Source organism: Chelativorans intermedius, from assembly GCF_025398255.1.
Taxonomy (GTDB): Bacteria; Pseudomonadota; Alphaproteobacteria; order Rhizobiales; family Rhizobiaceae; genus Chelativorans; species Chelativorans intermedius.
Genome location: NZ_JAODNW010000030.1, coordinates 19645 through 31314, shown reverse-complemented (window position 1 = coordinate 31314; position 11670 = coordinate 19645). Strand labels below are relative to the sequence as shown.

At 63.2% G+C, this 11670-nt stretch carries 10 protein-coding genes and 1 pseudogene; 3 read left to right on the top strand and 8 right to left on the bottom strand.

The window, feature by feature from the left end; all coding sequences use genetic code 11:
- From NYR58_RS18085 to NYR58_RS18065, 5 genes are all read right to left on the bottom strand, one after another.
- A partial coding sequence (locus tag NYR58_RS18085) for a DUF1419 domain-containing protein (RefSeq protein ID WP_261522555.1) occupies positions 1-599 on the bottom strand: 599 nt, incomplete at its 3' end.
- 124 nt (positions 600-723) lie between these two features.
- On the bottom strand, positions 724-1698 hold the full coding sequence (locus NYR58_RS18080; RefSeq protein WP_261522554.1) for a DUF3991 and toprim domain-containing protein: 975 nt from the start codon (positions 1696-1698) through the stop codon (positions 724-726).
- 140 nt (positions 1699-1838) lie between these two features.
- Positions 1839-2174: a hypothetical protein gene (locus tag NYR58_RS18075; protein ID WP_261522553.1), complete on the bottom strand. Its 336-nt coding sequence runs from the start codon at positions 2172-2174 to the stop codon at positions 1839-1841.
- Between the two features lie 217 nt (positions 2175-2391).
- The gene (locus NYR58_RS18070) at positions 2392-3093 is read right to left on the bottom strand and encodes a c-type cytochrome (protein WP_261522552.1); all 702 of its coding nucleotides are present in this window, start codon (positions 3091-3093) and stop codon (positions 2392-2394) included.
- 375 nt (positions 3094-3468) lie between these two features.
- A complete protein-coding gene (locus NYR58_RS18065; protein WP_261522551.1) occupies positions 3469-4536 on the bottom strand; it encodes a permease in 1068 nt (355 codons plus the stop codon).
- A gap of 217 nt (positions 4537-4753) precedes the next feature.
- Here NYR58_RS18065 and NYR58_RS18060 point away from each other — a divergent pair, with 217 nt between their 5' ends.
- From NYR58_RS18060 to NYR58_RS18050, 3 genes are all read left to right on the top strand, one after another.
- Positions 4754-4885, top strand: coding sequence for a hypothetical protein (locus tag NYR58_RS18060; protein WP_261522550.1), 132 nt, complete (start codon positions 4754-4756; stop codon positions 4883-4885).
- Positions 4886-4912: 27 nt separating this feature from the next.
- Positions 4913-7459, top strand: a complete 2547-nt coding sequence (locus NYR58_RS18055; RefSeq protein ID WP_261522549.1) for an SPW repeat domain-containing protein — start codon at positions 4913-4915, stop codon at positions 7457-7459.
- A 600-nt stretch (positions 7460-8059) separates the two neighbouring features.
- Positions 8060-8254, top strand: a complete 195-nt coding sequence (locus NYR58_RS18050) for a hypothetical protein (protein ID WP_261522548.1) — start codon at positions 8060-8062, stop codon at positions 8252-8254.
- 23 nt (positions 8255-8277) lie between these two features.
- Here NYR58_RS18050 and cueR read toward each other — a convergent pair whose 3' ends face one another.
- The 3 genes and pseudogenes from cueR to NYR58_RS18035 all read right to left on the bottom strand — a co-directional run bounded on the left by cueR (position 8278) and on the right by NYR58_RS18035 (position 11531).
- On the bottom strand, positions 8278-8709 hold the full coding sequence (gene cueR, locus NYR58_RS18045) for a Cu(I)-responsive transcriptional regulator (protein WP_261522547.1): 432 nt from the start codon (positions 8707-8709) through the stop codon (positions 8278-8280).
- Between the two features lie 10 nt (positions 8710-8719).
- Positions 8720-11060, bottom strand: a pseudogene (locus NYR58_RS18040) (heavy metal translocating P-type ATPase).
- A 240-nt stretch (positions 11061-11300) separates the two neighbouring features.
- On the bottom strand, positions 11301-11531 hold the full coding sequence (locus NYR58_RS18035; RefSeq protein ID WP_261522546.1) for a hypothetical protein: 231 nt from the start codon (positions 11529-11531) through the stop codon (positions 11301-11303).
- Positions 11532-11670: the final 139 nt, after the last annotated feature.

Genomic DNA, 11670 nt, shown 5'->3' with positions numbered 1-11670 from the left:
CACGCGGCCTCGGCGAGCGGCAGGTGGCGTAGATGGACGGGAAGCTTTTCCGAGATCTGCACGTCGGTCAGATGATCAAGCAGCGCGAAGCTGCTTCCATGCCTGCCATAGACGATGATGGTGCGCTGGCCCCGATGCTCGGGCCGGAAGTTCGGCCCGGCATAGCCGCGATACCGATCCTCGGTGGCGCTCCAGATATGCTCGATCCGCTCCTCGCGGGTCATCGCCTTGACCGGGCGGCGCTCCCGCTCGACGATGGCGTCGCGCATCTCGACGGGCGAACCCGGCCGGGCGAGATCGCAATAGGCATGGAAGTAGCGGTCAACCCCATTGATGCAGAGCGCATAGAACACGCTGGTGATGCTGCCGGTCAGGAATTCGCCCAGGGCGAACATCTCACCGCGCATCCAGAGCGGCGGCAGGATATCGAGCATGTAATCGTGTTCGGGCCGGGCGATCTCGAACCATTCGCCCGCGAACAGGGCGCCGTCGTCGTTCTGCCAGCGGTTCGGGCGCTGGGCGTGGCGATCGAACAGTCGGAACATCTGCCGGCGATCGGCTATCCCGAAATAGATCTTGCGGATAGGAGAGAGGGTCATTGGTCGGCTCCTTGGCCTCCGGGGCTGGAGCGCGGCTCATCCGTTCGACGTCGCCATCATCTTCAGCCCTTCCGGACCCCTCTCGAGCGGCCGCCTCTCCGTTCGGCCGGGTCAAGGGCCGGCGTCAGCCGGGCGAAGCGTCACCCTTGAGGCGGCCGGCGGGCATGCGGCAGCCGTCCTCCTTCGACTTCTCCCTCCCTCTCGACTCCTGCTTCCTTCCCAATTCGGCGTTCCAGTCTTCCGCCAGCGGACACATCCGCTCGAACCCGCATCCTGCCTCGGCGGCGAGGTCTCGCAGACGGCCGGCGTATATCTCGCCCTGCGCGTTGTTGTCGGTGGCCGCCACAAGATAGGCGCCCGCCCGCTGGACGTATGTTCGAAGGGCTTCGGCCGTAGCCGGTGCCCAGCCACCGCCGGTGCTGAGATAAAGGGTATTCGCTCGAAGGTCCTCGATCTCGGCCAGGCTCATGGCGTCGATTGCCGCCTCGGTGACACAGAGTCGGAGCGCCTCGGGCCGGCCGAGACGGAACAGCGTCTTGGCGCCGCCTGTCGCGAAGCCGCGCCAATCGGGACCGCGCTCCTCCCAGCCGGTCACCTGACCGGCGTGATCGGTGTGGCCGGCCCACATACTGCCCTTCGGGCCTTCGCGCAGGAGGTTCGCGGCAATGGCCTTCCGGATGACACGTTCAGGGATGTGGCGCGTGTTGAGGAGATATCGCCACGTCGCCGAGCCGGGCCAGGGTTTTCGCCGGACCCGCCAACGTTCCACGATCGTCAGGTCGGGCGCACGGTCCCTGGTCTCGCGTGTCCAGACCGGTTCGGACGGGACAAAGCCGACCAGTTCGGCGACGACATAAAGCGCGGCGGCAAAAGGCGTGCCGTCGAGATGTTCCACCAGAGAGAAGACGTCGCCCTTTGCATCCGACAAGGGATCGAACCAGCCCTTGCCGTCATGGATGACGATGATGATCTCGGCGGCGCGGCGATACTTCATCGCCTTTCGGCTGCTCTCCTTGAGATCGAGCGCGAACCCCGCGTCCTCCAGCACGGCGCTGCAGGGCACCTTTCCTCTCAGCTCTTCCAGGTCTGCTTTTTCCATCATCTCGCCCGCGCCTTCGCGCGCTCCTCTTATCCGATTCCCGCCCCCGGTCTTTCCGGGACGAGGATCGGCATGCCGCGAAGAGCAAGACGGGCAAGGGCGCGGCGGGCTACCCGGCAGATTTGCGGGGCCGGAGTGTGTCAGCCGCGGCGAAGCTTCCCTTGCCGGGCGCAGCGCGCAAGCGGCACGCACACCCGCACGTCAACCGCTTCAGCGCTCTTCCTCGGCGACGATCGCGGCCACACCTTCTCGATATCCATTTCCGCCTGCAGAGAGATGCGGGCGATTTCCGCGGCGACCTTGGCCCAGTGATAGAATTCGGCTGTCTCGCCGCGAACGCGTGCCTGGGCGGCACGGCGCTGCGCCTCATAATAAACGTTGGCCTCCTCGGCCGCGGCGAGACGACGGGCATCGGTCTGCCAGCGCCGGCGGATTGCGCGTCTGTGATCGAGCCAGCCGCAGATCACAGCGAGCATAGATCCCCTATTCCCCCTATCCCTAACTCCTGGTGGCGCGTAGTCGCCGCCTGGTGGATAAAGACCCGCGCAGAAGAGCTTCAGCTTCGACAACGGCCCGACCCTAGTGTCGCACAGGCGAAATGCCACAAGAGTAGCGAATTAATGCGCGGGCGGCATGAGGTCAGCCAGCCCTTCACCCCTTCACAACAGGGGCTGAAGCGCTTCGGGGCGTTTGTCAGCATTTCTCCTCTACAAGGGATTCGAGGTCGGCGAGGCTGGAAAAGACCACCGAGAAGCGGTCGCCGGCCATACCGGCGCCGAGAATCACGGCAACGCCCTCCGGCGGTCCCGTTTCCACGCTGTCGATTTTCAGCCTTATGTTCTTTTCCCAGTAGGGTGTCTCCTGGCCGTCCTCAGTCTTGATGAAATAACTGTCGCCACAATGACGGATGGCGGCAATACGTATCTCCGGCGATGCATCGCTGATTGGCTCCGGCGCACCTGCACGAAGGTATTCCGCCGGGATGAGACCGTCTGCCACAGCCTTCTCTCCGCCGCCTGGCTTTCCCGCGATCTCAAGAAACGCATTAAGATCGGCGCGCGCCTGGGGATCGTCAATTCCCTGAAACACCATGTAGGTGTCCGGGATCATGGCGGCCGGCTCCTTGAGCCAGCCGTCGAGGGCAGCGGCGTTCCAGGAAAAACCCGCTGCTTTCAGTCCGGGCGAATAGCGCACGAAGCCTTCGGCGGTTCCGGTCTTCCGTTCGAAGACATTGCCAAGGCTCGGACCGCTGAGGTGCAGCCCCGGTTCGAGCGCATGGCAGGCGACACACGCACGGTAGTACTGCGCGCCGCGTGTCGCGTCGCCGTCGGCAAGCGCGTCAGAGGCCGTGTTAAGGCCGACGAGTGCCATCACTGCGAATACGGCCGCTCTCATATCCACTCCTCCCATTCGCGTGCCCGATGATACCTATGGCGGCAGCCCGATGGAAACCCAGAAGTGTTGTTGGAACGTTCAGGGGGAGGCCAGAAAGCAGGCGCGCCGAGCACCAATCAGACTTGAACGGCACCACGCCCGATCAGGAATCGAAGGAGTCTCAGCCAATGTGCTTGAATGATCTGCCGGCACCGGTTCATTTGTCGCTGGGCTGCCGAACATTCGATGTTCTGTCCCAGAACACGCCCAATATGCCGAGGACCAAGCCTGCAACGGCAATCCATGACAGTCGACGAACGGTCATCGTGCGCCTCCGGTCTTTTCACGGGCTCGTGGTCCGTCCTCAATCGGATGGCGACGGTTCTGCCACCATTGTCATAGAAGCGCGGCCGTCACGGCTATGGCGGCGAGATTGAGAAAGAAGACATAGTCGATGCGGAACTGCGCGAGCTGCTGAACGCTTCCGGCCTGCGGCTCGGGAATCAGACCGAGCAACCAGAACAGAGCGTGCATGATGATGCCCGCGCCGATGGCCGAGACGGTGAAGATCGCACCCAGATAGGCGGCGAAGCGCCAGCCATAGTAGGTCGTGTTGATCCGCAGCGACGGGATCACCACGAAATCCGCATATAGGAACGCGATGATGCCTGCGAATAGCACACCATTTTCCCAAAGCACGGCGGCGAGTGGGCCGTTTCCCATCGAGCCGATGATCGTCAGCAGGGCGAGCACCGGTCCAAGGAAAGCGTGAACGATGATGAGCAGCACGGGCGTCAGGTCCTGCGGAAAGATGGCCTGGAACACCGCGTCCGGCACGAGCACGGCGACCACGCCGGCGACAACGAACCCAAACAACAAGTCTTTCCAGACCATGTTCCACTCGTCAAAATAAGTGGTGCCGATGCGACGCCACGCTTTGCGGCTCGCCAGCTTCTCCCGCCAGGCGCGAGGTAGGCCTTCCGCCGGGTCGTCATGCCCCGCGTGACCTGCCCTGGAAGCATCCTGTCGTGCACGCTCCACCATCGCTTTCAGATAGGTGAGCCGTACCGCCGTCGCCATAACGAGCACATGCGCGATGGAGCCGACGACGACGGCGAGTGCGAACTGCCAGCCGAGGAAGATCCAGGCAAGAGCCGCAACCTGTGGGGATAGGTTGGTTGCGCCAAACAGGAACGCCATCATAGGCGTCAACGCCGCCCCCTTCACGAGCAGGGCACGCCCGGCAGACAACGCCGCGAACGAGCAGGACGAGGACGCCGGCCCCAGCACCATCGCCAGGGCGGTCTCCTTGAGACCGGGGCGTCCCATATAGCGGGCGATCACATCACGCGGCACCAACACCTGGATAAGCGAGGAAAAGGCATAGCCGAATGCGAGCGCCCAGAAGGCCTTCCAAAAGAGGCCGGCGCTTACGTACAGGGAGGTGCCGATGCTTTCGAACATCCGTTCGCGCTGCTGGAATTACCAAACCGCCGCTTGGCTGATCCAACGTGTGCAGCACTCTCCTGTTCCCCAGTTCCTTGCCTCCCGGAACAATGCGCGTGCGCATTCCGTTCTGTTTCAATGTTTTCGGAGCGAACTTCAGGCTGCCTGTTGGGAAATGCATGATCAGCAGCTCCGAACGCAAAGATGCCGAACCTATTGACGTGGAAACAGACCGATGATGATGGAGTGCATGGGCATGCAGGGCATGAGCAGCTGGATCATGGGCGCAGCCAGTCTCGCCTCGATCCTGTTCCTGATCCTGATCATCGTCGCGATCGCTGCGCTCGTGAAATACCTCAGGGCCTGAACGAAGTGTGCTCACCAGGAGCAGCGGATGGATACCGGCAAGGACGTTGTCATCGTCACGGGGAGCAGCGGCTTCATCGGAACGGCAGTGATCGAGAAGCTGGCCGGGCGGTTTACGCTGGTCGGCTTGGACCGGTATACGCCCCCAAATCCGCCGGCTGACGCCGAATGCGTGTGCATCGACCTGACGTCCGAAAGCAGCATCAAAGCAGCGTTTGAGCGCGTAAGGAAAGGTTATGGCAACCGCATAGCGTCCGTGATCCACCTTGCCGCCTATTTCGACCTGACCGGTGAGCCGAACCCGAAGTACGAGGAGGTGACGATACGCGGCACGGAACGGCTGTTGCGCGCGCTCGAAGAGTTCGAAGTGGAGCAGTTCGTCTTTTCCAGCACGATGCTGGTCCATGCACCCGGCAAGAAGGGGCAACCGATCGATGAGGATTGGCCGCTCGATCCCAAGCTTCCCTACCGCGCGTCGAAGATCGAGACGGAAAAGCTGATCCGCGATCAACGAGGCGAAATCCCGATCGTCATGGCGCGGCCGGCTGGCGTCTACGACGACTTGTGCCGTTCAGCGTTTCTTTCCCACCAGATCGCGCGCATTTACGAGCGCCTGCTTGTCAGCCACGTTTATCCCGGCGACCTCGATACCGGGCAGCCCTTCATCCACCTCGACGACTTGACGGACGCGCTGCTCGGGATCGTGGAGCGGCGGAAGGAGCTGCCGCCCGAAATTCCATTGCTCCTGGGCGAAACAGAAACGCCGACGTTTGGCGAGCTGCAACGCGAAATCGGGAAACTGATCCACGGTGAGGAATGGGAGACGCGCCAGATTCCGAAAAGCGTCGCCCGTACCGGTGCCTGGGTTCAAGGCAAGGTGCTCGACCAGGATCCCTTCATCCGTCCGTGGATGGTCGATATTTCAGACGATCACTACGAGCTCGACATCTCGCGTGCCAAGGAACTCCTCGGCTGGGAACCGAAGCATTCCCTGCGCGAGACCCTGCCGAAGATGATTGATGCACTGAAAGCAGATCCCGCGGCATGGTACAAGGCCAACAAATTGAATCCGGCCTCTGTGGCACCGGAAAAGGTCGAGACGGCAGAGCGCGAAGAAGAGGAGAAGAAGAACCCCAAGCAGCATCAGGCCGCCATGCGTGAGCACATGCAAGAGATGCGCAAGATGCATTTCGACATGCTCTGGGTGCACTTCTTCAACATGGCTCTCGGCCTGTGGCTCGCCACCAGCCCCTTCGTCTTCGGCACCTTCGGCGCTGACACCTTCAGCGAGGCCGTCATGCGTGTGACGGAGGAACGCGGTTTATGGGATCCCTCGCTGCGCAATTCGCTCACCGCCTGGAGCGACCTCGTCAGCGGTTTGCTGATCATGGGGTTCTCGGCGCTGGCGCTCTCGCCGCGATACAGCTGGGCGCCTTGGGCCAACACCGCGGTCGGCGTGTGGCTCCTGTTCGCTCCGCTGTTCTTCTGGGCGCCGAGTGCCGCCGTCTACGCCAACGATACCTTTGTGGGCGCGCTCGTAATCACCTTCTCGATTCTCGTGCCAATGATGCCGGGCATGAGCCATGAAGGCATGATGGACGATTCCGACATGCCGCCCGGCTGGACCTATTGTCCCTCCACCTATCTGCAGCGCCTGCCCATCATCGCGCTCGGCGCGATCGGTTTCGTCATCGCCCGCGCGCTCGGGGCCTATCAGCTTGGACATATAGACTACGTATGGGAGCCGTTCTTCGCAGGCGAAGGCGGCCGCAACGGAACGGAGTTCATCATCACCTCCGACGTGTCGAAGGCCTGGCCGATCGCCGACGGCGGGCTGGGTGCCACCAGCTACATGTTCGAGGTGCTGATGGGGATAATGGGCGGCCGCGCGCGCTGGCGCACCATGCCGTGGATGGTGCTTCTGTTCGGCATCGTCGTGGTGCCGCTCGGCGTCGTCTCCATTTATTTCATCATCATCCAGCCGATCATGATCGGCACCTACTGTACGCTGTGCCTCCTGGCGGCGCTCGCCATGCTGATCATGATTCCCTACGCGCTCGACGAGCTGGTGGCGATGGGACAGTTCCTCGTCCTCAACACGCGCCGCGGCCGCCCCTTCTGGCGTTCCTTCTTCATGGGCGACGCGCTGCCGGGAAGCGGCAAGGACACGGAACGGCCGGGCTTTGACATGCCTCTTGGAAAGCTGGTCCGTAACGCCGTACGCGGCGTGACTGTGCCGTGGACTCTGGTTGCGAGTTCGTTGCTCGGCGCCTGGCTGATGTTCAGCCGGCTGGTTTTCGGCACGGAGCCGCCGATGGCCGACAGCGATCATCTGGTCGGCGCGCTGATCATCACCGTCGCCGTCATGGCCATGGCCGAGGTGGCGCGGCCACTGCGTTTCATCAACGTTGCCTTCGGCCTCTGGCTGATCGCGGCTCCCTGGCTGTTGGTCGGCGGCGGTGCGGTGGCGGCGGTCCACAGCATTGTCGCCGGGCTCGTCCTGATCGCGCTGAGCCTGCCGCGCGGCCCCCGCAGCAAGGAGCATTACGGTGGGTGGGACCGATACGTGCTATGAATGCTGGGAGCAGGCAGGAGCCTGAACGGACCTGGATTTGTCCACCAGTGCGCCAGTGCAGAAGAGAAAAGACGTTGGGTCCAGTCTCACCCTGCCAGCCACTGTAGCCGGAGCTCGCGATGAATGGACGGAACGACGCTTTGGTCAATGGTGCCCTGATAGCCATTGGGGCCTTGGGTATTGCCGACAATCTCCTGTTTCACTGGCTTCTAGACCTTCACCGTGCGGTTCCTGGCCCTTACGCCCTCCACGTGGGGTGGTTTTGGTGATCCTGAGCGGAGTGCTGCTGGTACTTGGGATTTGGCGTGAGAAACGTCAGCGCCTACAGAGCCTGGATTGAGCGTCTTGCAGCAAATCCCTCGCGGTGCGTATGGCCCCGTCAGCGAGTTTGAGGTGCACCGACGATTCTAAACCCGTCCGATCCTGAGAGCTTTCGACAAGAGCGCTCCGTAGGCGGATTTAATCCCCGCACGGCAAGTCGCACGCACAGGCGACCGCGGTTTGGTTGAATAACGCAAACTTGAGCCACCTGCCGCCCAGGCTCTGTTATCGTGCGAGGGGCAATAGCTTTCGAAAAAGAAGGAAAAGCCTTCGGCCGTAATGTTTCGCTTCCTAATCAAGGTCCTCCTGCTCGTGGTTGCCTTCTTCGTCGGCGCCTTCGCCCTCCTGACGCTGCTTTGTCACGCGTCAGGGCATGAGGCGCTGATCATGCTGCACATGTATTTGACGCCAGCCGTGCTGTCGGGCGTGCTCGGGCTGATTTTGCTGATGACGCATCATCGTCCCGCCACGTGAACCGTTGCAGTTCAACGCCCCGCCTAATTGAACCGCAAGCCGCCGTTTCCCTGCAAAGGCTCAGCGGCTTCGCCGGCAAGATCATCCAGAATCGGACAGTCGGGCCGGTGGTCGCCCTCGCAATGCGCGACGAGGTGCGCCAGCGTGCGGCGCATGGCCTTGAGCTTCGCAAGCTTCTCGTCAAGTTCGCTCAAATGAGCGAGCGCGAGCGCCTTGACCTCGGCGCTTGCCCGCGTCCGATCCTGCCAGAGCGCCAGGAGCTTGCGGATGTCCTGTACGGAAGACCCGGGCTCGCGCGCTCGGTGAATGAAGCGCAGGGTATGGACGTCCCTTCCGTCATAGACGCGATAGCCGCTTCGCGACCGGTCCGCCGCCGGAATGAGGCCCGTATCCTCATAGTAGCGGATCGTCTTGGCGGGGATACCCGATGCCTGTGCCGCTTCTCCAATGTTCATGATAACCTCATCACGACGGTTCGGGCACCGGCTCCCGGACAGCAGCCTCGAAGGAACCGTTGCCCGCGATCAAGGGCGGGCGGAAGGTCTTGAGCCGGAGCGCATTGGTCACGACAAAAACGCTCGAAAACGCCATCGCTGCAGCGGCGAGCATGGGCGACAGCAGCAGGCCGAAGGCCGGGTAGAGCACGCCCGCCGCCACGGGAATAAGCGCTGTGTTGTAAGCGAATGCCCAGAACAGGTTCTGCTTGATGTTGCGCAGAGTGGCGCGGCTGAGCGCGATCGCGCCGGGAACCCCGGTCAACTCACCCGACATTAGGACGACATCCGCGCTCTCGATCGCCACGTCCGTGCCGGTTCCGATGGCGATCCCGACATCGGCTTCCGCCAGCGCGGGCGCGTCGTTGATGCCGTCGCCGACGAAGGCGATCTTGCGGCCGGCTTCCCTGAGCCGGTGCAGCGCCTCGACCTTGCCCTCGGGCAGGACCTCGGCCACGACCTCATCGATCCCCAGTCGCCGAGCGATGGCTTCCGCCGTGCGCCGGTTGTCGCCGGTGATCATTGCGATCTTCACGCCGAGCCCGTGCAGCGCCGCGACCGCCTGCGGCGTCGTCTCCTTGACGGGGTCAGCCACCGCCAGGATGCCTGCAAGCCGTCCGTCGACGGCGGCGTAAAGCGGCGACTTGCCCTCGTCGCCGAGCCGCGCCGCGTCGTCCGCAAGGCGGTTGGTATCTATCGATTGGCGGTGCATAAGCCGGTCTGCGCCCACGACCACCGTACGGCCGCCGACCATGGCGCTGACGCCGAAGCCGGGAATGGCCTCGAACGCGTCAGGAGCCTTGATCTCGAGGCCCGCCTTCTCGGCAGCCTCCACGATGGCCTCTCCGATCGGATGCTCCGACCGGGTCTCGACCGCAGCAACCAGCGCCAGCACCTCGTTGCGGCCAAAACCGTTCTCGGTGAACAGGTCCGTCAGTTCCGGCCGGCCCTTGGTGAGCGTTCCGGTCTTGTCGAGCGCGATCACCTCCGCGCTGCGCAAGGTCTGCAGGGCCTCGCCATTGCGGAACAGGATGCCCATTTCCGCCGCCCGCCCGATACCGACCATGATGGAGGTCGGCGGGGACGAACCAGGCGGTGACCTTGTCGACCAGGGCCTGGATCGGAAGCTTCGCTCCCTGCGCGCGCTCCACCATCTGGATGATTTGGGCGAGCACGGTATCCGCGCCGATCTTGGTGGCCCGGAAGGAGAACGATCCCGTCTTGTTGATCGTCGCGCCGACCACCGTGTCTCCGGCCTGCTTGCCGACAGGCATCGGCTCGCCGGTGATCATGGATTCATCGACGAAGGACGAGCCTTCCTCCACCTCACCGTCGACGGGAATCTTTTCGCCGGGACGGACCAGAACCACGTCCCCGACCCTGACCTCGTCGAGCGGCACCTCGACCGTTCCGCCCTCGCGCACGATCCGGGCCGTCTTGGCCTGCAGGCCTACCAGCCGCTTGATCGCCTCGCTGGTGCGGCCCTTCGCGCGCGCCTCAAGAAAGCGCCCGAGAAGGATCAGGGTCGCGATGACGGCCGCGGCCTCGAAATAGACGTGTCTGGTGCCTTCCGGAAGAAGCCCCGGCGCGAAAGTCGCCACGACGGAATAGAGCCAGGCTGCCCCGGTGCCGAGCGCGACCAGGGAGTTCATGTCGGGCGCCAGGCGCGCGAGCGCCGGGATTCCCTTTTGGAAGAAGCGCAGCCCCGGGCCGAAGAGGACAATCGTGGTCAGCACGAACTGGATGACCCAGCTCGCCTGCATCCCGATCCCCTCCGTGACGAAGCGCTCGATCGCGGGGACCAAAAAGCTGCCCATCTCGAGGGTCGCCACCGGCACGGTGAGAACGGTGGCGAGCGCGAAGGAGCGCGCGAGCTTTCGCGTCTCGCGCTCCCGTGCTGCCGTCTGATCATCGGCGGCCTTTTCGGAAGCCACCGGCCTCGCGCTATAGCCGGTGTGTTCCACTGCCGCCTCGAGGTCGGAAATTCCCGCGGTACCGGAAACGAAGTGAACAGTTGCCCTCTCACTGGCGAGATTCACCGTCGCGTCCGTCACGCCGGGAACGGCCTTCAACGCGGCCTCGACGCGACCGACGCAGGAGGCGCAGTTCATGCCCTCGATCGAAAGCTCGACCGTTTCAGCCGGGACGTCGTAGCCCGTCTCCCTGACGGCTTGCACGACGGCCATCGGATCGGGCGCGCCGGCGAAGGCGACCTCGGCGCGCTCGCTCGCCAGGTTGACGGCGGCGGATTGGACGCCAGGGACGGCGGAAATGGCCTTCTCCACGCGGCCGACGCACGAGGCGCAGTTCATGCCTTCGATCGAGAACGCGAGCCGGTGTGTGTCGGGGAGGCTTTCCTCGGCTCGCCCTTTGAGTGCGATTGGGGAGTTCATGTCATCACTCCTGATTTATGGATCGCACGGGAAGATAAAGGTTCCAGCGGTGGTAAGGTCAACCCTTCCTCAGTTAAACTCGGTCGTGCCTTGCAGTTGCCACTTTGTCCTGTGACGATCCGCCTCTCGAACTAAGGTTGGCAGTCAGGCATCGACCTCCTATATTGCGAAGTCATGAAAACCGTCCGCTGCATCCTTGCTGCTCTGCTGCTCCTCGTCTTCGGGGGCGGCATGGGTATGGCCGAGGGTCAGCCGGACGAGATGACACACGCCCATGCCGCTATGGAAACGTCGGCCGACCAGACGCTGCCTGGCGGCTGCGATCGCTGCGACGAGAGTGACATGGCCATGTCCGGGGTGCCATGTGCTGCACTCGGGAACTGTTTCCACGGCGTCGTCCCTCCTGCCGTGGCATTCTTGATGCGCGGTCAAGCGCTGACATATGTCCCGTACGCTGACACCCTCAGCGGGTTTCAGGGGACACCCGATCCCTTCCCTCCCAGATCCGACATCCTCGCCTAGGATGATC